We start from the raw sequence: 22125 nt of genomic DNA, 5'->3' as shown, positions 1-22125 counted from the left end.
CTTCCCTTAATCGAGCTTGTCGCCTTCCAGGTGCCACTTGGCCATGAGGGTGGCGTAGCTGCCATCGGCCTTCATGTCGGCGAGGATCTGGGTGAGGGCGCTGCTGAGCTGGCTGTCGTCCTTGCGTACGCCGATCCCGGTGAGGATGCGGGCGAAGGCCGGCACGCCGGTCTCGAACTGGCCGGGCGCGACGCCCTGGTAGTAGGCGGCGGTTTCCACGGTGGTGCCGTAGGCGTCGGTCTGGCCCAGGCGCAGGGCCTGGAAGGCGTCGGTGTCGCTGTTGTAGGCCACCAGCTTCATGGGCGCCTTGCCGGCCTTCTTCAGCTCCTCGTTGTGGGCGTCGAGCAGGGTGCGGATGGTGGAGCCATTGAGCACCGCCACCTTCTTGCCGGCGAGGTCGTCCAGGGTGTGGATGCCGGCCTTGTTGCCCGCCGGCACCACCACCGCCTGGCTGGAGTACATGTAGTTGACGATGTCGATCACCTGGCGGCGCTCGGGCTTGTCGAACAGCTGGTCGATCAGCAGATCGCACTGGCCGGCCAGCAGCGCCGGAATCAGGCCGGAGAAGGGCACCACGCGCCAGTCGACCTTCTTGTCGCCGAGGCGCTTGGCGATCTCGGCACCGAGGTCGACGGTGAGGCCCTTGGGCTTCTGGGCTTCGTCGAAGAAGCCGATCGGTGGGGTATCGAGAGCGCCGCAATAGGTGATCTTGGAAGCCTTGGCCAGGCGCTCGGGGATCTGCGGGGCGGCCTGGGTGAAGCCGGCGACGAGGGTCAGGGCGAGCAGACTGCAGGAAAGCCGGTGGCGGGTCATGGTCTTCTCCGGAAGGACAGGGGTGGGCAGGGCGGATGGCTCAGCGCGGGGGCGTACTTCGGGTCTGGTCGCCCGATCGTTCGATGAAGGTCAGCAGGTCGGGCACCGTGCCCTCGATGTGCTCGCGCAACACCCGCTCGGCTTCGGCGGCATCGCCGGCGCGCAGGGCGGCGAGGATGGGCGCGTGCTCGTCGCGGGCCGACTGGGGGCGATCGACGTGCAGCCAGAGCTGCATGTGCGGCTCGATCAGGGCATAGAGGCCATTGATCTGGCGCAGCAGCCGCGGCCGACCGGCCAGGCTGCACAGGTATTCGTGGAAGGCGCGGTGCTGGGCGACCCAGGCGCCGGGTTCCTGCTCGTCGTCCAGGTCTTCCAGCAGGCGTTCCAGGCGCGTCATCTCGCGGGGGCCGACATGGGGCGTGGCCAGGCGGATGGCCAGGCCTTCGAGGGCGCTGCGCATCTCGAACACCTCGCGCATGTCCTCCAGGTCCAGGCCGCTGACCACCGCGCCGCGATGCGGCCGGAGGATCACCAGGCCTTCGGCGGCGAGGCGCTGGAAGGCGCTGCGCACCGGCATGCGACTCATGCCCAGGGTGGTGGCGATGTCCTCGGCGATCAGCCGCTCGCCATTCCGATAGTGCCCGGCGCAGATGGCCTGCAGCAGATGGCGATAGGCCTCTTCTTCGGCGCTCAGGGCAGTGGAGCGGGACAGGGCGGAGAGCGGCATGGACTGGCTTCCTGGATTTTTGTATCCAATCTGCCAAGGCAAGGCTCATGCCAGGGAGTCCAGTGCTCGCCAGCGCTGGGCCGCAGGTCAGCGTGGTCAGGCGCCGGCGTTACCTTTTGCACCACGCTGGGTCGCCGCAGCGGCCGCTCTGCTACCTCAGGACCCGAAACGGGGCGGTGTCAGTCCAGCAACTGGCCATCGGCGGCGAAGAAGGGGTAGGGCCCAGGGTAGTTGCCCAGCGGCAGATGGTGGGTCACCAGGGCCTCGTCCGCCCAGCGATGCAGCAGCAGGCCCGGCGGCTCCAGGCGGAAGCGCGACGGCGCCGCTTCGCGCAGGTCCAGGTCGACCTGGTGCGACACACCGGGACAGACGCAGGCCAGGGTGCCGCCGAAGCGGCGCTGGATCAGCCGGTGCAGATGGCCGCAAAGCAGCCGCTCCACCTGGGGATGACGGCGGATCACGGCTTCCAGTTCGGCGCCGCCGTCCAGGCCGATGCGATCCATATGGCCGATGCCAACCGGGAACGGCGGATGGTGCAGGAGCACCAGGGTCGGCTGGTCGGGTGCCTGGCTGAGCTGGGCGTCGAGCCAGGCCAGTTGCGCGGCGTCGAGACGCCCCCCGTGCTCGCCGGGGATATGGGTATCCAGCCCGATCAGTCGCAGCGGGCCGCAGTCCTGCCGCCAGTCCAGGGTGCCCCGGGCCGGCAGATAGGGGTGATCGGCGAAGGCCGTGCGCAGGGCGGCGCGGTCGTCGTGATTGCCGGGGATGACGAAGAAGGGCATGGTCAGTTCGGCCAAGACCTCGCGCAGGGTGGCGTATTCCTCGGGGGTGCCGAAGTCCACCAGGTCGCCGGTGATGACCAGCGCATCCGGGCGCGGTTGCAGGGCGTTGAGGCGGTCCACCGCCAGGCGCAGGGCGCCGAGGGTATCGACCACCCCGTAGGACAGCCGGCCGCCGGCCTTGATGTGCAGGTCGCTGAGCTGGGCCAGCAGGAAGGGCGCGGACATGAGGATCTCCTAGGAAGCGAGGGTGAAGAGCGCGTCGGGACGCACGTTCAGGTGCAGCAGGTCGCCCGGTTGCGCCTGCAGGGGCTGGGCGGTGTCCACCAGCAGCGGCTGGCCGGTGCCCACTTCCACCAGCAGCCGCGAATGGGCGCCCTGGAAGAATTGCCCGACCAGGATGCCGGTGAGGTGCGCGGGCGTCGTGCTCGGCTCCAGGTGTTCCGGGCGACAGAACAGGGTGCTGGCAGCGCCGGTCCAGGGCAGCCGTCCGCCGGCGACCGCCACCTCGGCGCCGCTCTGGCCGCGCACCTCGAAGCGGTTGAGCTGGCCGACGAAACCGGCGACGAAGCGACTGGCCGGGCGCTGGTAGATCTGCGTCGGGGTGCCGATCTGGGCGATGCGGCCTTCGCCCATCACCACGATGCGATCGCCCAGGGCCAGGGCCTCCTGCTGGTCATGGGTGACATAGACCGCGGTGGTGCCGAGTTCGCGCAGCAGGGCGCCGATGTCGGCCCGCAACTGCTCGCGCAGCTGGGCGTCCAGCGCCGCCAGGGGTTCGTCGAACAGGAGCACCCGGGGGCGCGGTGCCAGCGCCCGGGCCAGGGCCACGCGCTGGCGCTGGCCACCGGACAGCTGCTGGATGCGCCGCTCGGCCAGGGCCTCCAGCTGCATCATGGCCAGCAATTCGGCGACCCGGGCATCGCGCTCGGCGCGCGGCAGGCCGCGGATCTTCAGGCCGTAGGCGATGTTGCCGGCCACGTCCAGGTTGGGAAACAGGGCGTAGTTCTGGAACACCATGCCGACGTCGCGCCGCTCGATGGGCAGGTCGGTGACGTCGCGGTCGTCGAACAGCACCTGGCCGCCGGCATCGGGCTGCTCCAGGCCGGCGATCAGCCGCAGGGTGGTGGTCTTGCCACAGCCGGACGGGCCAAGGAACACCAGGGTCTCGCCCGGGTGGATGTCGAGGTCCAGGGGCTGCAGCACCTGGCGGCCTCCGGCAAAGGTCTTGGCGCAGTGGCGCAGGCGGACGGCGGTACCTTGGGTCATCGCAGGGCTCCACGGGAGAGACGGGCGCTGAGGGCCTGGAGGGCGACCAGCAGCGGCACGATCAGCAAGAGGAAGATCAGGGTGTAGGCGGAGCCCACCTCCAGCCGCGCCGAGGCGTAGCTGTCGGCCAGGCCCACCGGCAGGGTCTTGGTCAGGGGCGTGTGCAGCATCCAGGTGAGGTTGAATTCCCCCAGCGAGAGGGTGATCACCATGAGGCTGCCGGCGAGGATGCCGGCGCGGGCATTGGGCACCACCACGCCGAAGAAGCGCCGCCAGGGACCGGCGCCCAGGCTGGCCGCGGCTTCCTCCAGCTGCGGCAGCTGGCTGCGCCTGAGCACCGCCATCACCGGGCGGATCAGGAAGGGCAGGGTGAACAGCAGATGGCCGACCAGGATGATCGCCGGGCTGCGGCGAAAGCCGCCGAGATGGCCGTAGGTCAGCAGCAGCGCCAGGGCCGAGGCGAAGCCGGGCATGGCCACGGGCAGCACCAGCAATTCCTCGAAGGCGCGGGCGAAGCGGTTGTCCAGCCGGACCAGGGCATAGGCCGCCGGGACGCCGAGCACGACCGCGAGGGCCGTCGTCCCCAGCGCCAGTTGCAGCGACAGCCAGACGGTGGGGGCATAGGCCTGCCAGACCTGCAGCAGCCAGTCGAGGGTGAGGCCGCTGGCGAGGCCCTGGAAGTAGTTGCGGGTGAGGCCGGCCAGTACCGAGAGCAGCACCGGCACCAGCAGGAAGGCGGCCACCAGCAGGGTGAACAGCAGTTGCAGCCAGAAGCGCAGGGGGCGATTCATCGCAGGTCTCCCTGGACACCGCCGAGGCGCCGGGCCAGCAGCAGGACCAGCCAGGTGACGAGGCCGAGCACCACCGAAAGCGCCGCGGCGACGCCGAAGTTGGCGAAGTTGGTGAAGGTGTCGTAGATGGCGATGGGCGTTACCGCCAGGCGCGTGCCGAGGGTGAAGGCGGTGCCGAAGGCGCCCATGGCGGTGGCGAAGCACAGCGCGCCGCTGGACAGCAGGGCCGGGGTCAGGCCGGGGATCAGCACATCGCGCACCACGGCGAAGAGCCCGGCGCCCAGGGAGCGAGCGGCTTCTTCCAGACTGGTGTCGAGGGTCTCGCACGCCGCCATCACCGTGAGGATCACCCGCGGGATGGAGAAATAGAGATAGCCGAGAAACAGTCCGAACAGCGAATAGGCGAACACCCAGGGCTCACCGAACAGGCCGCGCCCAAGGCTGGCGAACAGACCCTGGCGACCGCCCAGCAGGATGATCAGGAAGCCCACCACCACGCCGGGAAAGGCCAGCGGAAAGGTCAGCAGCGCCACCAGCAGGCTGCGCCCAGGGAAGGCATGGCGCGCCAGGAAGCAGCCGGCGATGCCGGCCACCAGCAGGGTGGCCAGGGTGGTGACGGCGGCCAGGGCCACCGTCTGGGCGAGTCCGGACAGATAGCCGGCGCTGGTCAGCACCTGCCAGTAGCCGGAGCTGCCGGCGGCGTCCGGGCGGGCGCCGAGCACCAGCAGGTGGGTCAATGGCAACAACCAGAAGGCCAGCAGGAAGGCGCTCGCCGGTGCCAGGGCGACCAGTACCGGCCAGGGCAGCCGGCGCGGCACCCGGCGGCGCCCGAAGGAAACGGCGAGGCCCTGCATCTCAGCGCACCTCGGCCTGGTAACGCTTGGCGAAGGCTTCCTGGACCGCGGCCATGTGACCGTAGTCGACGGTGCCGGCGCGGGCATAGTCGGCGGCGGGCAGGAAGCGCGCCTTCACCTCGGCCGGCAGCGGCACGTCCCGCACCGGCCGCAGATAGGCCTGGGCCCAGAGCGCCTGGCCCTTGTCCGACAGCACATAGTCCAGCACCTTCTCGCCATTGGCGCGGTGCGGCGCGCCCTTCACCAGGCTCATGGTGTAGGGCACGGTCAGGCTGCCTTCCTGGGGAATGACGAAGGCCACCGGGGCGTTGTCCTTGTAGCGGGCGCGGTAGGCGTTGAAGTCGTAGTCCACCAGGATCGGGATCTCGCCGGAGAGCAGGCGGGCATAGGCGGTCTGCTTGGGCACGATGGGATCGTTGGCGGCCAGTTTCTTGAAGAAGGCCATGGCCGGGCCGAAGTCGTCGAGGTTGCCACCCAGGGCCTGGTTGAGCGCTACCGCGGTGACGTAGCCGACGAAGGCGCTGGAAGGGTCCAGGTAGCCCACCAGGCCGCGGTACTCGGGCTTGAGCAGGTCGGCCCAGCGCTGTGGCACCGGCTTGCCGCCCAGGGCCTGGGTATTGACCATGAAGCCGAGGGTGCCGGAATGGATGGCGGTCCATTCACCCTGGGGGTCCTTGAGGCCGGTCGGAACCTGGTCCCAGTGCTTGGGCTGGTAGGGCTGCAGCACCCCGGCCTTGTCGGCCTGGATGCCGAAGGTCACCCCGTAGTAGACGACGTCGGCCACCGGGGCTTCGCGTTCGGCCACTAGCTGGGCCAGCGACTGGCCGGAATTCTTGTTGTCCTGGGGGACTTCGATGCCGGTGTCGGCGGCGATGGCCTTGAGCTGGGCACCCCAGTCGGCCCACTCCAGCGGGCAGTTGTAGCAGATGGCGGTTTCGGCGGCCTGGGCGCTGGCCAGGCCACAGGCCAGGGCGACGCCGGCCAGGAGACGACGCAAGGGGAAGGGTGATTTCATCGGTAGGGCTCCTTCAAGGGGCCGGCACTGGTGCCGGGACGGACGAGGCAGGGCAGACACTGCTGGTGGGTGGCACTGCCGGCGATCAGCGCCAGCAATTCGGTGACGAGCACGGCGCCCAGGCTTTGCAGCGGCTGCATGACGCTGCACAGGCTGGGTTCGAGACGGGCGCCCATGGCGATGCCATCGAAGCCCACCACCGAGAGGTCGGCAGGCACGGGCACGCCGTGGCGCTGGAGTTCGGCGATGACGCTGATGGCCAGCAGGTCGTTGGTGCAGAGCAGGGCGGTCGGGGCATGACGCTCCAGCAGCGGCGCCAGCTCCGCCCAGTCGGCGTCGGTGTGGCTGGCCAGCTCCAGGCGCGGCAGCGTCGGCAGGCCGGCGGCGGCCATTGCCTGGCAATAGCCGGCGAAACGGCGCTCGCTGCGATCCGACTGCTGGGCCGGCCCCGAGACCAGGGCGATGCGGCGGTGCCCCAGGCCAAGCAGGTGCTCGGTGGCCATGGCCATGCCCTGGCGGTTGTCCACCGCCACCGCCGCATAGGGACGCTGGGGTTCGTGATAGGCCAGGATGAAGGGCGTCCGCTCCTGGCTCAGCTCGGCTAGCACCGCGCTGCGGTCGGCGTCGGCCACCGTCAGTACCAGGCCGGCGACGCGCTGGCGCAGCAGTTCCTCCACCACCGCCGCTTCGCGCTCGGGCTGGTAGTCGGTGGTGGCGATCACCAGCGAGTAGCCCTGGCTGCGCGCGGTGCGCTCCATGGCGTGCAGCTGTTCGGCGAACACCGGGTTGAGCAGGCTGGGCACCACCACGCCGATCAGCCGGGTGCTCTGCTGACGCAGCTGGCGGCCCAGCAGATTGGGACGGAAATTGAGACTGCGCGCGGCGTCCAGCACCCGCTGACGGGTACTCTCGCGCACCTGCTCGGGCGTGGCGAAGGCGCGCGCTGCCGTGGCCCGGGAGACCCCCGCCTGTTGCGCTACCTGTTTCAGATCGGTCATGCCGGCCTCGTTTGAGATCGATCTCATTGGCGGCAGACAATGCCGGCGGCAGATGTCGGGACGATGACAGCGAGATGAAGCTTCTGCTCTGGCGCCGGGCCCGGGCGCGGGTGGCAGCAGGCGAGGGCGGGCCTGGGCGGGATATACCTTGGTATAGCCAGGCGTCCTTCGTTTCGATGGCTGGGACGGGGTGGCGAGCCTAGATTAGCCCGGTGTCCGGACCCTGCGCGGCAGGGTCGGCCGCACTCCCAAGGCCCCCTGCAAAGAGGTACGCCATGAAGACCCTTCCTGGCCTCTACACCCCCGCCGTGGCGCCGCGCTCGCTGCGGCAACGTCCCGCTTCCCTGTGGGCCGATGCCCTCTGCCTGGCCCTCGGGCTGATCGCCCTGGCGCTGATCTGGCATGGCGTCGCCGAGATGCGCGCGCCCCTGGCCGTGCTCGACGCCGATCCCATGACCCTGGACCTGGCGCGGCTGCCCGAGTACGCCCTGCGCACCACCCTGCGCATGTTCATCGCCCTGGGCGCCTCGCTGCTGTTCACCTTCGTCTTCGCCACCCTGGCGGCCAAGAGTCGCAAGGCGGAGCTGCTGATCCTGCCGGCCATCGACATCCTGCAGTCGGTGCCCATCCTCGGCTTCCTGACCTTTACCGTCAGCTTCTTCCTGGGCCTGTTCCCGGGGCGGCAACTGGGCGCCGAGTGCGCCGCCATCTTCGCCATCTTCACTAGCCAGGCCTGGAACATGGCGTTCGGCTTCTACCAGTCGCTGCGTACCGTGCCCGAGGACCTGCAGCAGGTGAGTCGCCAGTTCGGGCTGTCGCCCTGGCGGCGGTTCTTTCGCCTGGAGCTGCCGTTCGCCATCCCCGGTCTGGTATGGAACACCATGATGTCCATGTCCGGCGGCTGGTTCTTCGTGGTGGCCTCGGAAGCCATCACCGTGGGCGACAACACCATCAACCTGCCGGGCATAGGCTCCTGGCTGGCGCTGGCCATCGCCCGGCAGGACATTGCCGCCATCGGCTGGGCGGTGCTGGCCATGGGACTGGTGATCCTGGTCTACGACCAGCTGTTCTTCCGCCCGGTGGTAGCCTGGGCCGATCGCTTCCGCGTCGAGCAGACCGCCAGCCAGCAGGTACCGCGCTCCTGGGTCTACGACTTGGTCCGCCGCGCGCGCCTGGGCCGCATGCTGGGTGGCTTCGGCAGCTTCTGCATCCAGCTCGCCACCCCGCGGATCCGCCGCCCCTGGCCGCACTGGCACCTGGCGCCGCAAAGCCGCGCCTGGCTGCAACGCGGGCTGGACGTGCTCTGGTACGGCGCGCTGCTGCTGGTGCTGCCCTATGGCATCTATGCGCTGTATCGCTTCATCGCCGCCGACGTCTACTGGGTGGAAGCGGTCTCGGTGCTGGGTCTGGGTCTGCTGACCATGGCCCGGGTGCTGTTGCTGATCGCCGTCGCCAGCCTGATCTGGGTGCCCATCGGCGTCTGGATCGGCCTGCGCCCGGGCTGGTCGCAGCGTTTGCAGGCGGTGGCCCAGTTCCTCGCCGCCTTTCCGGCCAACGTGCTGTTCCCGGTGGCGGTGGTGGGCATCGTCAGCTTCCACCTCAATCCGGACATCTGGCTGTCGCCGCTGATGGTGCTGGGCACCCAGTGGTACATCCTGTTCAACGTCATCGCCGGCGCCAGCGTGCTGCCCAACGACCTGCGCGAAGCGGCCCGGCTGTTCGGCCTCAGGCGCTGGCAGTGGTGGCGGCAGCTGGCCCTGCCGGCGATCTTTCCCTACTACGTCACCGGCGCCCTGACCGCCGCGGGCGGTTCCTGGAACGCCAGCATCGTCGCCGAGGTGGTGAGCTGGGGCAACGCGCGCCTGCAGGCCCATGGCCTGGGCGCCTACATCGCGCAGATGACCACCGCCGGCGACTTCCCCCGGGTCGCCCTGGGCATCGTGGTGATGTCGATCTTCGTCCTCGGTTTCAACCGGCTGCTCTGGCGGCCCCTGTATGCCTACGCCGAACGGCGCCTGCGGCTCGACTAAGAGCCTGTTCAAAGGCTGCTGCGCGTCGGCCGAACTGCGTTGGAAATGGCTTCGGAATGCTCATTTACCGCTCGTAAACTCCGCTTCCTCAGCCATTTCCGCCTTGTCTGTCTCTAGCTCGCTAGCCTTTAAACAGGCTCCAGAGGAGAACCATCATGAACCTGACCACCCTGAACCCGCGTCCGCTCATCGACGTGCAGAACGTCCGCCAGCTGTACGGCAACGCCGGTGGCCCGGCCCGGGTCGTGCTGGACGAAGTGTCCCTGACCCTGCACGAAAACGAGATCGTCGGCCTGCTGGGGCGCTCCGGCTCGGGCAAGTCGACCCTGCTCAGATCCATCGCCGGGCTGCTCACCCCCAGCGGCGGCAGCGTCGCTTTCCCGCCCAAGGACGACGGCCAGCGCGCCCGGGTCAGCATGGTGTTCCAGAGCTTCGCGCTGTTTCCCTGGCTCACGGTGCTGCAGAACGTCGAGATCGGCCTGGAAGCCCTGCACGTGCCGCTGGACGAGCGCCGTCGCCGCGCCCTGGCCGCCATCGACCTGATCGGCCTGGACGGCTTCGAGAGCGCCTATCCCAAGGAGCTCTCCGGCGGCATGCGCCAGCGTGTCGGCCTGGCCCGTGCCCTGGTGGTGCACCCGGACGTGCTGCTGATGGACGAACCCTTCTCGGCGCTGGACGTGCTCACCGCCGAGACCCTGCGCACCGACCTGCTCGACCTTTGGGTCGAAGGGCGCATGCCGATCCGCTCGATCCTCATGGTCACCCACAATATCGCCGAGGCGGTGCTGCTCTGCGATCGGGTGCTGATCTTTTCCAGCAATCCCGGCCGCGTCGCCAGCGAGATCCGTATCGACTTGCCGCAGCCGCGCAATCGCCATGATCCGGCCTTCCGCGAACTGGTGGAGGAAATCTATGTGCGCATGACCGGCGAGACTACGCCGGCACCCCACGAAGGGGGCGTTCCCGGCAACGGCCTGGGCATGCGGCTGCCGACCGTGTCCACCAATGCCCTGGCCGGTCTGCTGGAGGCGGTCCAGGCCGCGCCCTACGACGGTCGCGCCGACCTGCCGGAACTGGCCGGCGGGCTGGGCTATGCACTGGACGAGCTCTTTCCCCTGGCCGAGGTGCTGCAACTGCTGCGCCTGGCGGTCCTCGAAGGTGGTGATCTGCGTCTGCTGCCGGCCGGGCGCGCCTATGTCGAGGCGGGGGTGGACGTGCGCAAGCAGCTGTTCGCCCGCCAGTTGCTCAACTTCGTGCCCCTGGTGGCCCATATTCGCCGGGTGCTGGACGATCGCCAGGGTCACACGGCGCCGGCGCGGCGTTTCCGCGACGAGCTGGAGGACTTCATGGACGAAGCCGACGCCGCCCGCACCCTCGGCAGCGCCATCCAGTGGGGGCGCTACGGTGAACTCTTCGCCTATGATCAGGCGGCCGATATCTTCAGCCTGGAAAACCCGGGCTAGGCACGCCTTCGAACGAGAGACTGGCCATGGATCGACGACCCTTCGCCACCACCACCCACTGGCTGCGGCTAGGCGGCCTCTGCGCCCTGGCGCTGGGCATCGCCCTGCTGGACACCTTCACCGACCGGGAGATCGCCATCGGCGTCTTCCAGGTGGTGGTGGTGCTCCTGGCGGCCGGCTTTCTGTCGGCGCGCGGGGTCACGATCACCGCGCTGGGCTGCACGCTGCTGGTACTCTGCAGTTATGTCGCTACCCGGAGCGGGGATCAGGAGGCCGGGCTGGTCAACTGCATCATCAGCCTCCTGGCCATCGTCGCGGTCGCCGCCCTCTCCCTGCGCCTGGAGGCCGCCAAGCGCGCCGCCGACGCGGCCCGGACACGCCTGGCCCAGGCCGGGCGCCTGAGCCAGCTGGGTGAACTGGCCGCATCCATCGCTCATGAGGTGAACCAGCCGCTCACCGCCATCGCCGCCAGCGGCAACGCCTGCCAGCGCTGGCTGAGCAATCAGCCGCCGCAGGTGGAGCGCGCCGTGCAGGCGGCGCAGCGGGTCATCGACGACGCTCACCGTGCCAGCGCGGTGATCGCCCGGGTGCGCAGCCTGGTGCGCCAGGCGCAGGTGGCCAAGGATTGGCTCAACGTCGCCGATACCGTCGAGCAGGTGCTGGATTTCGTCCGCGCCGAATTGAACCAGCGTCAGGTCGCCGTGGAGGTTCGCCTGCAGGAGGGCCTGCCGCCGCTGCTGGCCGATGAAAGCCAGCTGCAGCAGGTCATTCTCAATCTGCTGCTCAACGCCCTGGACGCCCTCGAAGGGATGCCGCCCGAGCAGCGGCGGGTGGTCATCCAGGTGGGGCAGGACACCGCCGGCGCCATCCGCCTGGGCGTGGAAGACAGCGGTCGCGGCTTGACGCCCATGGCGCGCGAGCAGATGTTCGAGGCCTTCTACACCACCAAGGCGCAGGGCATGGGCCTGGGACTGGCGCTCAGTCGCTCCATCGTCGAAGCCCATGGCGGGCGGATCTGGGCCACCTCGCTACCGGAAGGCGGCACCGGGGTCTACTGCAGCCTGCCCAAGGATCCACAACCATGACTTCTCAAAGCCTGACCGACCAAACTCAGCCCGCGCGGGTCCACCTGGTGGACGACGACGCCTCGGTGCGCGCCGCCGTGGAAGACCTGCTGGCGTCCGTGGGGCTCAGCACCCGCAGCTATGTCTCGGCCGCCGATTTTCTCGACCGGGCCCGGCTGGACGAACCGGGCTGCCTGGTGCTGGACGTGCGCATGCCCGGCATGAACGGCCTGGACCTGCAGCAGGAATTGCAGCGGCGTGGCCTGGCCCTGCCGATTATCTTCATCACCGGCCATGGCGACATCCCCATGTCGGTCCGGGCGATGAAGCAGGGCGCCCTGGAGTTCCTCACCAAGCCGTTTCGTGACCAGGACCTGCTCGATGCCATCGACCAGGCGCTGCGCAAGGCGCAGGACGCCCATGCCCAGCGCCGGCAGTTGCAGGACCTGCAGACCCGCCTCGACACTCTCAACGAGGGCGAACGGGCGGTGCTGGCGCGGGTGGTGACCGGCCTGCTCAACAAGCAGATTGCCGCCCAGCTGGGGGTCAGCGAGATCACCGTGAAGGTGCGCCGCGCGGCCCTCATGCGCAAGCTGCAGGCCGGCTCCCTGGCGGAACTGGTCAAGATGGTGGAGCGGCTGGAGGCGTCACGCGGCTAGACCATTGCGACGCGCCATGCAGCCGCTGGACAAGCTCCACAGTATTCTTGTCGCGCCAATCGCTGACGCGCTAAAGAAAGGCATTAGTCAGTCGATACGGGCTTTAGAGAATCGCCTTCCGCCGATCCAAGGAGCCCGTCTTGAATCTTCGTCAGCTACGCATCGCCCCCCCGCGCCACCCTCTGCTTCGGTGCGGTCACCCTGTTCGTGATGCTGCTCGGCGCCTTCGCCCTCGTCCAGCTCAAGGCCCTGCGCGCCACCGAGCAGGCGATGGAAGCCGAATGGCTGGCGAGCGTCCAGACCACCGATGACATCCAGGTCGCGCTGCTGCACACCCGCCTCGAAAGCATCCGGCTGCTGGCCAGCGAGGACAGCGCGGCCATGGCCCTCGCCACCCGGCAGATCCAGGTGAATCGCGATCTGATGAACGCCCGGACGGCCTATTACCGTGACCGCCTGATTTCCACCGCCGAGGAACGCAGCAACTTCGACCAGGCCGCCCTGCAGATGAAAGGCTATCTGGACGGACTGGATCGGGTGGTGACCCTGGCCGCCAGCGATCGCGCTGAAGCCCTCAAACTGGCCAATGGCGAGCAGCGCCAGCGCGCCGAAGGCTATCAGGAGCAATTGACCCGGCTGCGCGAATTCAACGGCGAAGGCGCCCGCCATGCCGGGGAAGCGGCGACGGGCATCTATGACCAGAGTGTCAGGATCGTGGTCGGCATCATGCTGCTGGCGGTGCTGGTGACCCTGCTGCTGGCCTGGCGGCTGACCCGTAGCCTGGCCCAGCCGATCGGCGCTTCCCTGGCCGTGGCCAATGCCATCGCCCAGGGCGAGCTGACCGGCAAGATCGATCCCACCGGCAAGGACGAAGCCGCCGGGCTGATGCGCGCCCTGGCGCAGATGCAGGACAACCTCAAGGACACCCTGCATGGCATATCCAGTTCTTCCAGCCGCCTGAGCGACACCGCGCGCACCATGCACGCCGTCACCGACCAGGCCAGCCGTGCCCTGGCGAGTCAGAACGCCGAGATCGACCAGGCCGCTACCGCGGTCACCGAGATGAGCGCCGCCGTGGAAGAGGTGGCCCGCAACGCCTCGTCCACCTCCCAGGCCGCGCGGGACTCCAGCGCCGCCGCGGAAAGCGGTAATGCCAAGGTTGGCCAGGCCCTCGATGCCATGCAGCGCCTCACCCAGCAGGTGCAGTCCACCTCGGTGCAGGTCGAAGGCCTGGCCGGACAGGCCCAGGACATCAGCCAGGTGCTCAGCGTGATCGGCGCCATCGCCGAGCAGACCAATCTGCTGGCGCTCAACGCGGCCATTGAGGCCGCCCGAGCGGGCGAACAGGGTCGCGGTTTTGCCGTAGTCGCCGACGAGGTCCGCGCCCTGGCGCACCGCACCCAGACCTCCACCCGCGAGATCGAGCAGATGATCCAGGCGATCCAGAAGGGCTCGGCCGAAGCCGTGGATTCCATGCAGCTCAGCACCACCCAGGCCCAGGCCACCTATGCGGTGGCCCAGGAAGCCGGGGCGGCGCTGAGCGACATCCTCCAGGCCGTGCGCCTGATCGACGAGCGCAACCTGCAGATCGCCACTGCCTCCGAAGAGCAGGCCCACGTCTCCCGCGAGGTGGACCGCAACCTCATCAGCATTCGCGATCTGTCGGTGCAGACCAGCGACGGCAACCGCGAAACCGTGGGTGCCAGCGAGCAACTGTCGGAACTGGCCGGCGAACTGCAGACACTGGTGCGACGCTTCAAGCTGGCGTGAGGGGAGGGCGCGCCGTCTGGTATCGCGCGCCCCGAAGTTACAAACAGTTACCTCTGACCACTGTTTTTTGCCAGCTCATCGGCGCGGGCAGGCTGGATGCTTCCCTGGATGATGGCATTTTGGTATCAATGGTTATTGTAATACCTATTAAATCCCGCCCACCGACGTGCTTGCCGAGAAGCCATGGCGCTGCCCCAATACAGCATCAGAGTGCCCGTGTCCCAGTTGCAGCTGGGCATGTACGTCTGCGAACTGGATCGGCCCTGGGAAGGCACGCCCTTCCTGTTCCAGGGATTCCCCATCCAGAGCGTGCAGGATCTCCGCACCCTGCAGGACACCTGCGAGTTCGTCTGGGTGGACCGGCGCCAGAGTCCTGCCGTGACGCCGCTATCGGCTAACCTGTCCGCCAACCTGGCGGCCAGCGCTCAGGCCAAGACCTATGCCATCGACTACCGGGGTGAGGTCAAGACCACCGAACCGGTGTGGCGCGAGGCCCGCGCCGTATCGATGCGGATGCTCGACGCCGTCAAATTCGGCAAGGAACTCAACGTCAGCGAAGTCCGGCGGGCGGTCGGCGAGTGCGTCGAGAGCGTGCTCAAGCACCCCGCGGCCAGCCTCTGGCTGGCGCGCATCAAGCAGCGTGACCACTACACCGCGGAACACTGCCTGCGCGTCTCGCTCTATGCCATCGCCCTGGGCAAGGCGCTGGGCATGCTGCCCCTCGAACTGGAAGAACTCGGGGTGTGCGGCATGCTGCACGACGTCGGCAAGATCAAGGTGCCCGACGAGATCCTCAACAAGCCAGGCCGCCTGACCGAGGAAGAATTCCGCATCATGCAGGCCCATACCACCTACGGCTATCAGTTGCTGATGGCCAACAGCGAGGTGCCGCCCGCCGCCGTCGACGTCGCCCATACCCACCACGAACGCATGGATGGCAAGGGCTACCCCCGCCAGTTGCCAGCGCAGCGCATCCCCTTCAAGGCCAAGATCATCGCCGTGGTGGATGCCTACGACGCCATCACCAGCGATCGCCCCTACAGCGAGGGCCGTTCCAGCCTGGAAGCCTTGCGCGTCCTCTTCGAAGCGCGGGGCACGCAATTCGACGAAGTCGTCGTCCTGGCCTTCATCCAGCTGATCGGCGTCTATCCGCCGGGCGAGATCGTCGAGCTGAGCACCGGCGAGGTGGGCATCATCATCGGCTTCGACGCCGGCAGCAAATTGAAGCCGCGGGTGCTGATCGTGCTGGACACCAGCAAGCAGCCGCGACCGGAGCAGGTACTCGACCTGGCGCGCAATCCGCTCGATGAGCAGGGGCGCCTCATCAGCGTCCGCGCGGTAAAACCCTCGGGTGCCTATGGCATCGATATCGACGCCTACCGCGCCAAGGGGTTGGTGGTGCCGGGCTGAGTGGGCGTGCGGGTCGGCCGCCAGCGGTTGGCCATCAGAGGGTCTTCAGACCCGTTGGCGTCTCCAGATAGGCCAGCAGGTCGGGTCTCTCGCCAGGCATCACCGCGACGGGCCCGGAAAAACCGATCGCCTCCAGCTGCTGCCCGAGCACTGCGGCATCGGGATGCCTGAGTTCCAGACGCTGCAAGCAGCAGCCCTGGTCGATCAGCCCTGACGCGGGGTGCCGGGCATCGCCCCAAACGATCAGGCTGGGCAGGACACCACCCAGCCGTAGCTGTCCATCGGCGTGGATCGATATCTGCCAGGCCAGCGTGCCGCGGCTCATCGACTCGATGCGGCCGAAGGTCTGCGTGAGGCGCGCATCCGCCTCAGCCAATCCCCGGGTCCTGGCCACCCAGTGCGCCAGGCGGGGCTCGGCATCGGGGCCCAGCTCATCCAGCCCGAACCAGCGAGGTCTGGTCGGCGGTGGAGCATCCGGGTCCGGGGCTATGACTTCCAGGTAGCAGTCACCCAGACGCAGCAGGAGGTTGTGGGTGCCCATGCGCGCGTGTTTGCCGCCGGGCTGCAGCGCCACGCCCAGGCGCTGCTCGACATGCAGAGCGCCCGCGGCGAGGGTCGGGGCCACGATGACCAGATGATCCAGGCTGGAACGTCTCATGGGTGCGACTCCTGAGTGGGTGAGGTGCGAGCACGAAAGGGGCGGCAGGGTCCGTTTGGCGTTCACCGGCCAGGCCTGGGTCACGAGGGCAGCCACCGCGGAACGCAGTGGCTGCCCTGGCGGTTCCATTCAGGGCCGTGGGTCTTCGTCAATTGGCTCGTCCGGCATGGGCCTTGGCGATTGCCACGCCGGCTTCTCGTGAACTCGCTCATCGAAGGCACGGCGCGCGGCGCGGAAGTCTTCGACATTCTCGATGACCCAGGTCCAGATGGGCGTCATCCGGATCAGCAGACTCAGGCCCAGCGGCGTCAATTCGTATTCGACCCGGGGCGGGACTTCGTCGAAGTCGTGGCGCAGCAGCAGGCCGTCACGTTCGAGGGCGCGCAGGGTCTTGGTCAGCATCCGCTGGGTGATGCCCGAGAGTTGCCGCGCCAGCTCGGCATGCCGCATGACGCCATAGACTCCAAGCGCATGCAGGACCCCCAGGGACCAGCGACTGCCCGCATGGGTCAGCACCTCCCGGCGTACGCCGTCTTCGTCCCGCCTGAGCGTCTGGCAGATGGCTTCGGACTGTCGGAGGATCTCCAGATCGGTCATCTCGTCCCCTGGTATCACGCGTGTGCCTTCTTCTGAGCGCCGCTGGCGTCTGCCAGCATTCGCTCATCTTACACCTGACGTCAGGAGTCATGATGACTGCCCAATTCCCTACCGCTACCCAATCCATTCTCGTGCTCGGCGCCGGCGAACTCGGTCTGCCGGTGCTGCGCAATCTCGCCCGGCTCTCCGGGCAAAAGCCGGGCTCGCGGATCAGCGTGCTGCTGCGCCAGGCCACGCTCGACAGCCAGGAGCCTGGCAAGAAAAGGGAGATAGACGAGCTGCGCGCCCTCGGCGTCGCCTTGGTGGCAGGCGACCTGGTCAAGGATTCCATCGCCGAACTGGCGGTGATTTTCGCGCAATTCGATACCGTCATTGGTTGTGCCGGCATGGTTGCTGGCCGCGAAACCCCCATGAAGCTGGCTCGCGCCGCGCTGCAATCCGGGGTAAAGCGCTACTTCCCCTGGCAATTCGGTGTGGACTTCGAGGCCATCGGCCGCGGCAGCCCCCAGGACCTGTTCGATGCCCAGCTCGATGTGCGTGAACTCCTGCGGGCGCAGCACCGGACCGAGTGGGTGATCATCTCCACCGGGATGTTCACCAGCTTCCTGTTCGAACCCGTGTTCGGGGTGGTAGACCTCGTAACGGCTACCGTGAATGCACTGGGCAGCCTGGATACCTGCGTGACCCTGACCACCCCTGACGACATCGGCAGGCTGACCGCCGAGATCGTCTTCTTCGAGCCACGTTTCTGCAATGAAATCGTCTATCTCGCGGGTGACACGCTGGCCTATGGCGAGCTGGCCGAGCTGCTGGAGCGGGTATTGAAGCGTCCCTTCAAAACCAATGTCTGGTCGGTTCCCTACCTGGTGGACGCCATGGAGCAGGAGTCCGACGAGGATGCCAAGCACATCAAGAAGTACCGTGCCGTCTTCGCCCAGGGCCGCGGTGTCGCCTGGCCGATGGAAACCACCTTCAATGCCCGGCACGGTTTCGCGGTGACCAGCGCAGAGCAGTGGGCGCTGGAGCACCTGGGCGAGGCCGGGCGGGCCGAGTGAGCCTGGCCGGGCCGGGACGTAGCCCGGTCAGGTAGGGCGGTGCCCCCGCTGTACTACCGGGCTCAACCAGTCTTCAGTAATAGGCAGGAGTGACACCACGGAGCGGAAGGATGGCCTCCCGGGCGGAGATGTTGCCCCGAGACATCACGTCAGTCCGCCAGGATCACTCCCACACGCCGCCCTGATCTTCCCGGCCAATTCCAGCAGCACCCCGGCATAGCGCTCCTCGATCTCCGCCTCCGACAGCGGGGTGGCCAGGCTGATGTTGAGGGCATGGGTGCGATAGCCGGGGAGGCCGAGGGGGGTGGCGATGGCGACCACTTCGGGTTGCCAGGCAGCCAGGCAGTAGCCCTTGCTGCGGACGCTGGCAAGGGCGGCGCGGATCTCCTGTTCCAGTGGCGCCCGGCGTGCCTCGCAGCGGCGGGCGCAGAAGGTGGCGATCAGCGTTTCGCGCTGGGCTTCGCCCAGGCCGGCGAGGCAGGCGCGGCCCAGGGAGGTGATGTCCATCGGCAGGCGCTGGCCGACCAGGACGTTGCGCGGGGTCTTGCGTTGACTCAGGCGAATCGACTCCAGGTAGATCATCTCGTCGCGGTCCGCCGCCGCCAGACTGACGTTGACCTGGTGCTCCCGCGCCACCTTGATCATCAGCGGCGAGGCGGCCTGCAGGAGGCTGCTGCCCTGGTGCATGGCATGGGCCAGGCCGAGAAAGGTCGGCGCCAGGCGATAGGCGCTGCGGCCGCCGTCGTAGTCCAGAAAGCCGGTACGCACCAGGGTCTGGGTCAGGCGGCTGACGGTGGACTTGGCCAGGCCGAGGAGGTCGCTGAGGTCGCCATTGGTGAGGTATTCGGTGCCCGGACGAAAAGCCCGCAGGACATCCAGGCCACGCTCCAGCGAGCGGTTGGCCGGTGCCTTGCCCTGGCCAGGCATGTCGGCGGCGTGCGGCTCGGCGACGGCGTGTTCCACCTGGTGGAATGGCTGCGTTGTCATGACAGGTCTCCTCGCGCAGATTGATTTCAAGCCTGGCGCAGATCCGGGCAGCCAATCAACCCAAGAATAAGAGAGGCCTCCCATGACGACAGCTCCCGAATCCTCGACCCCCATCGAGCTGACGGTGACCCAGGGCATCGCCACCCTGACGCTCAACCGCCCCGAAGCGCGCAATGCCATCAGCGACGACATGCGCACCCTGCTGATCGAGCACCTGGAGCGCATCGCCGCCGACAGCGCGATCAAGGCGCTGATCCTGACCGGTACCGGCAAGGGCTTTTGCGCCGGCGGCGACATCAAGGGCATGCAGGCGCGCATGAGTGCGCCGGCCGGTTCGATGGCCTTCAACGGCTGGAAGCGCCAGCAACGGGTTCACCATGCCGTTTCGCTGCTGCACAACCTGCCCAAGCCGACCATCGCCGCGGTCAACGGCGCCGCTACCGGGCTGGGCTGCGACATGGCGCTGAGCTGCGACTTCATCATCGCGTCCGAGCAGGCTTCCTTCGCCATGAGCTACATCGCCCGCGGCCTCATCCCCGACGGTGGTGGCCTCTACTTCCTGCCACGGCGGGTCGGCCTGAGCCGGGCCAAGGAGCTGATCTTCACCGGTCGCACCGTCGCGCCGGGCGAAGCCGAGCGCATCAACATGATCGACCGGGTGGTGCCCCACGATGCGCTGCTGCCAGCGGCCCAGGACTGGGCGCTGCAACTGTCCGCCGGTTCCGCCACGGCGCTGGGGCTGAGCAAGTCGATCCTCAACAATACCTTCGAACTGACCCAGGGCCAGATCTCGGCCATGGGCAGCCAGGCCCAGGGCATCTGCTACACCTCAAGCGAACACCAGGAGTCGGTCGCCGCCTTCCTGGAGCGCAAGAGCAATGGTGGCCAACGATGAGCGCCCTCGACCGTCTGCTCAGTCCGGCCAGCGTCGCCGTCATCGGCGCCTCGGGCGACGCCCGCAAGACCTCCGGCCGGCCCATCGCCTTCCTGCGCAAGCATGGCTTCCAGGGACGCCTCTATCCGGTCAATCCGCGCTACGAGGAGATCGACGGCCTGCGCTGCTATCCCTCTATCGCCGAGTTGCCCGAGGTGCCGGACGTGGCTGTCATCCTGCTGGGTGCCGAACGTGCCAATCAGGCGGTGGCCGAACTGGCGGCGCTGGGCTGTGCGGCGGCCATCGTGCTGGCCGGCGGCTATGGCGAAACCGGGGAGAGCGGCATCCGCCGCCAGGCGGAACTCCAGGCCGCGCGCGGCGGCATGCGTATCCTCGGCCCCAATACCATCGGCCTGGTCAACGTCAGCGAGCGCATCACCCTGTCCGCCAGTGGCGCCCTGGACATGGACGCCCTGCTGCCGGGCAGGGTGGCCCTGGTCTCCCAGAGCGGCGGCATCCTCGGTGCCTTGCTCTCTCGCGGCGTGGCGGCCGGCATCGGCTTTTCCAAGCTGATCTCCACCAGCAACGAGGTGGATCTGGACGTCGCCGACTTCGTCGACCATCTGGCCGGCGATCCGGCCACCGCGGTGATCGCCCTCTACCTCGAAGGGCTGCGCGACACCGCCAGGTTCACCCGCGCCGTGGGCCGGGCCCGCGCCGCCGGCAAGCCGGTGGTAGTGTTCAAGGTCGGCCGTTCGGAAGCCGGCGCCAGCGCCGCGGCCTCCCATACCGGCGCCCTGGCTGGCTCCGACGATCTCTATTCGGCCTATTTCCGCCAGCTCGGGGTGATCCGCGCCGAGACCTTCGCCGACCTGCTGGACATTCCCTTCGCCCTGGCCAGTGGCCGGGTCATGCAGGGCACCCGGGTAGCCATCCTGACCTCCACCGGTGGCGCCGGTACCCTGATCGCCGACAACCTGGGCGTCAACGGCTTCCAGACCCCGCCGCCCGGCGCGGAGACGGCGGCGCGACTGCGCGCCCTGGACGTCGGCGACCAGGCGGTGCTCGACCGCAATCCCATCGACCTGACCCTGGCGGGTCTGCAACCGGAGGTGATGCGTGGCGCCATCAGCATCCTGCTGGACAGCCCCGACTATGACGCGGTGATCAGCGTGGTGGGTTCCTCCGGGGTGGCCCAGCCGCACCTGATGGCCGATGCCATCCGCGACAGCCTGGCCCATTCGACTAAGCCGGTGCTGGCCTATATCAGCCCCCATGCGCCGGCGGCGGCGCAGCGCATCAACGGTTCGGGCGGGGTGGCCTTCAGCGCCCCCGAAAGTTGTGCCGGAGCGCTCAAGGCGCTGGCCTTGCAAGGCAGCTATGCAAGGCAGCGGCCGGGGCAGCTCGGCGCCGCTCCCTTGGCCGAGTCGGTGGCTCTGGCGGACCTGCAACCCGGCCCGCTGGACGAGGCGCGCAGCAAGCAGCTCTACGAAACCTTCGGCATTCCGGTGACCCGCGAGCGGGTAGTGGGCGATGCGCGTCAGGCCGAGGCGGCGGCCCGCGAACTGGGCGGCGAGGTGGTACTCAAGGTGCTCTCGGCGCGCATCCCGCACAAGAGCGAGGTGGGCGGCGTGGCCCTGCGGCAGCGACCCGAGGGGATCGGTGCACGTCTGGAGCGGATGCGCGACGAGGTGACCACCCAGGTCGGCTTCGATCCCGAGGCCTTCCTGGTGCAGGAAATGGTCAGCGGCGGCGAGGAGCTGATCCTCGGCTTCACCCGTGATCCGCAACTGGGCCCGGCGCTGCTGCTAGGCATGGGTGGCGTGACCGCCGAACTGTTCCAGGACACCACGCTGCGCCTGCTGCCGGTGACCCTGGAGGATGCCCGGGAAATGCTCGCTGAATTGCGTACCTATCCCTTGCTGGACGGCTATCGCGGCCGACCCAGGGCCGACGTCGAGGCGGCGGCGCACTGCATCGTGGCGTTCTCCGACATGGCCCTGCGCCTGGGCGAGCGCCTGCAGGAAGCCGAGATCAATCCGCTGCTGGTCAGGCCGCAAGGGCAGGGCGTGGTCGCCCTCGATGGGCTCACCGTGCTGAGCTGAAGCGGTGCTGTTCCACAGGGTGGAATAGCACCATTGCCGCTCAGGTTCACCCTTGCATAATCCAAGAACGCTTCATTTCTGACTCATAACAATAAGTAGGTCACTATGAACAGCTTCCAGATCAATCGCCCATGGTGTGCATCCCTACCGTCAGACGCCGTCGCGTCGTTCATGAGTCCTGAACCCGACGCCACGTCCTCGAACCGG

Annotated in this window: 19 protein-coding genes and 1 pseudogene; 9 read left to right on the top strand and 11 right to left on the bottom strand. The window is 68.1% G+C overall.

All coding sequences use genetic code 11. The features are described from left to right. Positions 1 to 6: 6 nt before the first annotated feature. The 8 genes from QE444_RS15745 to QE444_RS15710 form a co-directional block, all read right to left on the bottom strand. Positions 7 to 813 (bottom strand): ABC transporter substrate-binding protein, encoded by an 807-nt coding sequence (locus tag QE444_RS15745; protein ID WP_017641252.1) that lies wholly within the window; start codon positions 811 to 813, stop codon positions 7 to 9. Between the two features lie 40 nt (positions 814 to 853). Beyond that, complete coding sequence (locus QE444_RS15740; RefSeq protein WP_158896871.1) at positions 854 to 1540, bottom strand: GntR family transcriptional regulator; 687 nt, start codon at positions 1538 to 1540, stop codon at positions 854 to 856. Between the two features lie 179 nt (positions 1541 to 1719). After that, positions 1720 to 2547 (bottom strand): phosphodiesterase, encoded by an 828-nt coding sequence (locus tag QE444_RS15735; protein ID WP_309739705.1) that lies wholly within the window; start codon positions 2545 to 2547, stop codon positions 1720 to 1722. Between the two features lie 9 nt (positions 2548 to 2556). Next, a complete protein-coding gene (locus QE444_RS15730) occupies positions 2557 to 3588 on the bottom strand; it encodes an ABC transporter ATP-binding protein (RefSeq protein WP_309739702.1) in 1032 nt (343 codons plus the stop codon). Further along, complete coding sequence (locus QE444_RS15725) at positions 3585 to 4379, bottom strand: ABC transporter permease subunit (protein WP_309739699.1); 795 nt, start codon at positions 4377 to 4379, stop codon at positions 3585 to 3587. Before QE444_RS15725 ends, QE444_RS15730 begins: the two co-directional genes overlap by 4 nt. Beyond that, positions 4376 to 5233, bottom strand: coding sequence for an ABC transporter permease (locus tag QE444_RS15720; protein WP_133860804.1), 858 nt, complete (start codon positions 5231 to 5233; stop codon positions 4376 to 4378). The genes QE444_RS15725 and QE444_RS15720 overlap by 4 nt, the downstream gene beginning before the upstream one ends. Before the next feature lies 1 nt (position 5234). Continuing rightward, positions 5235 to 6248 (bottom strand): ABC transporter substrate-binding protein, encoded by a 1014-nt coding sequence (locus tag QE444_RS15715; RefSeq protein WP_252977136.1) that lies wholly within the window; start codon positions 6246 to 6248, stop codon positions 5235 to 5237. Next, positions 6245 to 7246, bottom strand: a complete 1002-nt coding sequence (locus QE444_RS15710) for a substrate-binding domain-containing protein (RefSeq protein ID WP_158896876.1) — start codon at positions 7244 to 7246, stop codon at positions 6245 to 6247. Before QE444_RS15710 ends, QE444_RS15715 begins: the two co-directional genes overlap by 4 nt. A gap of 275 nt (positions 7247 to 7521) precedes the next feature. Here QE444_RS15710 and QE444_RS15705 point away from each other — a divergent pair, with 275 nt between their 5' ends. From QE444_RS15705 to QE444_RS15680, 6 genes and pseudogenes are all read left to right on the top strand, one after another. Next, the gene (locus QE444_RS15705; protein ID WP_309739693.1) at positions 7522 to 9276 is read left to right on the top strand and encodes an ABC transporter permease subunit; all 1755 of its coding nucleotides are present in this window, start codon (positions 7522 to 7524) and stop codon (positions 9274 to 9276) included. Between the two features lie 155 nt (positions 9277 to 9431). After that, entirely contained in the window at positions 9432 to 10739 is a 1308-nt protein-coding gene (locus tag QE444_RS15700; RefSeq protein ID WP_309739690.1) for a nitrate/sulfonate/bicarbonate ABC transporter ATP-binding protein, read from the top strand. A 26-nt stretch (positions 10740 to 10765) separates the two neighbouring features. Further along, the gene (locus tag QE444_RS15695; RefSeq protein ID WP_187979477.1) at positions 10766 to 11824 is read left to right on the top strand and encodes a sensor histidine kinase; all 1059 of its coding nucleotides are present in this window, start codon (positions 10766 to 10768) and stop codon (positions 11822 to 11824) included. Further along, positions 11821 to 12462 carry a response regulator transcription factor gene (locus tag QE444_RS15690; RefSeq protein WP_309739685.1) on the top strand — a complete coding sequence of 214 codons (642 nt, stop codon included), beginning with the start codon at positions 11821 to 11823 and terminating at the stop codon, positions 12460 to 12462. The genes QE444_RS15695 and QE444_RS15690 overlap by 4 nt, the downstream gene beginning before the upstream one ends. Positions 12463 to 12602: 140 nt before the next feature. Further along, a pseudogene (locus QE444_RS15685) lies at positions 12603 to 14232 on the top strand (methyl-accepting chemotaxis protein). A 183-nt stretch (positions 14233 to 14415) separates the two neighbouring features. Continuing rightward, entirely contained in the window at positions 14416 to 15642 is a 1227-nt protein-coding gene (locus QE444_RS15680; RefSeq protein ID WP_280307692.1) for an HD-GYP domain-containing protein, read from the top strand. 34 nt (positions 15643 to 15676) lie between these two features. Here QE444_RS15680 and QE444_RS15675 read toward each other — a convergent pair whose 3' ends face one another. Both QE444_RS15675 and QE444_RS15670 read right to left on the bottom strand, forming a co-directional pair. Next, on the bottom strand, positions 15677 to 16300 hold the full coding sequence (locus QE444_RS15675) for a VOC family protein (RefSeq protein ID WP_309739680.1): 624 nt from the start codon (positions 16298 to 16300) through the stop codon (positions 15677 to 15679). A gap of 129 nt (positions 16301 to 16429) precedes the next feature. Continuing rightward, positions 16430 to 16897: a helix-turn-helix domain-containing protein gene (locus QE444_RS15670; protein WP_187979473.1), complete on the bottom strand. Its 468-nt coding sequence runs from the start codon at positions 16895 to 16897 to the stop codon at positions 16430 to 16432. 92 nt (positions 16898 to 16989) lie between these two features. Between QE444_RS15670 and QE444_RS15665 the strand changes: the two genes are divergently transcribed. Beyond that, entirely contained in the window at positions 16990 to 17952 is a 963-nt protein-coding gene (locus tag QE444_RS15665) for an aromatic alcohol reductase (RefSeq protein WP_309739676.1), read from the top strand. Positions 17953 to 18096: 144 nt separating this feature from the next. On the opposite strand, the gene QE444_RS15660 is transcribed toward QE444_RS15665, so the two are convergent. Beyond that, entirely contained in the window at positions 18097 to 18939 is an 843-nt protein-coding gene (locus QE444_RS15660; protein WP_273862089.1) for an IclR family transcriptional regulator, read from the bottom strand. Between the two features lie 82 nt (positions 18940 to 19021). Here QE444_RS15660 and QE444_RS15655 point away from each other — a divergent pair, with 82 nt between their 5' ends. Next, complete coding sequence (locus QE444_RS15655) at positions 19022 to 19834, top strand: enoyl-CoA hydratase/isomerase family protein (protein ID WP_273862088.1); 813 nt, start codon at positions 19022 to 19024, stop codon at positions 19832 to 19834. Beyond that, entirely contained in the window at positions 19831 to 21918 is a 2088-nt protein-coding gene (locus QE444_RS15650) for an acetate--CoA ligase family protein (RefSeq protein WP_309739671.1), read from the top strand. The genes QE444_RS15655 and QE444_RS15650 overlap by 4 nt, the downstream gene beginning before the upstream one ends. Positions 21919 to 22125: the final 207 nt, after the last annotated feature.

Source organism: Pseudomonas sp. SORGH_AS_0199 (assembly GCF_031453735.1).
In the GTDB taxonomy this organism is placed as follows: Bacteria; Pseudomonadota; Gammaproteobacteria; order Pseudomonadales; family Pseudomonadaceae; genus Chryseomonas; species Chryseomonas aestiva.
This window is presented reverse-complemented; position numbering and strand designations above follow the sequence as displayed.

Coding starts and splice junctions, on each gene's coding strand:
- QE444_RS15745 (WP_017641252.1), bottom strand. CDS start 813: ATGACCCGCCACCGGCTTTCCTGCAGTCTGCTCGCCCTGACCCTCGTC.
- QE444_RS15740 (WP_158896871.1), bottom strand. CDS start 1,540: ATGCCGCTCTCCGCCCTGTCCCGCTCCACTGCCCTGAGCGCCGAAGAA.
- QE444_RS15735 (WP_309739705.1), bottom strand. CDS start 2,547: ATGTCCGCGCCCTTCCTGCTGGCCCAGCTCAGCGACCTGCACATCAAG.
- QE444_RS15730 (WP_309739702.1), bottom strand. CDS start 3,588: ATGACCCAAGGTACCGCCGTCCGCCTGCGCCACTGCGCCAAGACCTTT.
- QE444_RS15725 (WP_309739699.1), bottom strand. CDS start 4,379: ATGAATCGCCCCCTGCGCTTCTGGCTGCAACTGCTGTTCACCCTGCTG.
- QE444_RS15720 (WP_133860804.1), bottom strand. CDS start 5,233: ATGCAGGGCCTCGCCGTTTCCTTCGGGCGCCGCCGGGTGCCGCGCCGG.
- QE444_RS15715 (WP_252977136.1), bottom strand. CDS start 6,248: ATGAAATCACCCTTCCCCTTGCGTCGTCTCCTGGCCGGCGTCGCCCTG.
- QE444_RS15710 (WP_158896876.1), bottom strand. CDS start 7,246: ATGACCGATCTGAAACAGGTAGCGCAACAGGCGGGGGTCTCCCGGGCC.
- QE444_RS15705 (WP_309739693.1), top strand. CDS start 7,522: ATGAAGACCCTTCCTGGCCTCTACACCCCCGCCGTGGCGCCGCGCTCG.
- QE444_RS15700 (WP_309739690.1), top strand. CDS start 9,432: ATGAACCTGACCACCCTGAACCCGCGTCCGCTCATCGACGTGCAGAAC.
- QE444_RS15695 (WP_187979477.1), top strand. CDS start 10,766: ATGGATCGACGACCCTTCGCCACCACCACCCACTGGCTGCGGCTAGGC.
- QE444_RS15690 (WP_309739685.1), top strand. CDS start 11,821: ATGACTTCTCAAAGCCTGACCGACCAAACTCAGCCCGCGCGGGTCCAC.
- QE444_RS15680 (WP_280307692.1), top strand. CDS start 14,416: ATGGCGCTGCCCCAATACAGCATCAGAGTGCCCGTGTCCCAGTTGCAG.
- QE444_RS15675 (WP_309739680.1), bottom strand. CDS start 16,300: ATGAGACGTTCCAGCCTGGATCATCTGGTCATCGTGGCCCCGACCCTC.
- QE444_RS15670 (WP_187979473.1), bottom strand. CDS start 16,897: ATGACCGATCTGGAGATCCTCCGACAGTCCGAAGCCATCTGCCAGACG.
- QE444_RS15665 (WP_309739676.1), top strand. CDS start 16,990: ATGACTGCCCAATTCCCTACCGCTACCCAATCCATTCTCGTGCTCGGC.
- QE444_RS15660 (WP_273862089.1), bottom strand. CDS start 18,939: ATGACAACGCAGCCATTCCACCAGGTGGAACACGCCGTCGCCGAGCCG.
- QE444_RS15655 (WP_273862088.1), top strand. CDS start 19,022: ATGACGACAGCTCCCGAATCCTCGACCCCCATCGAGCTGACGGTGACC.
- QE444_RS15650 (WP_309739671.1), top strand. CDS start 19,831: ATGAGCGCCCTCGACCGTCTGCTCAGTCCGGCCAGCGTCGCCGTCATC.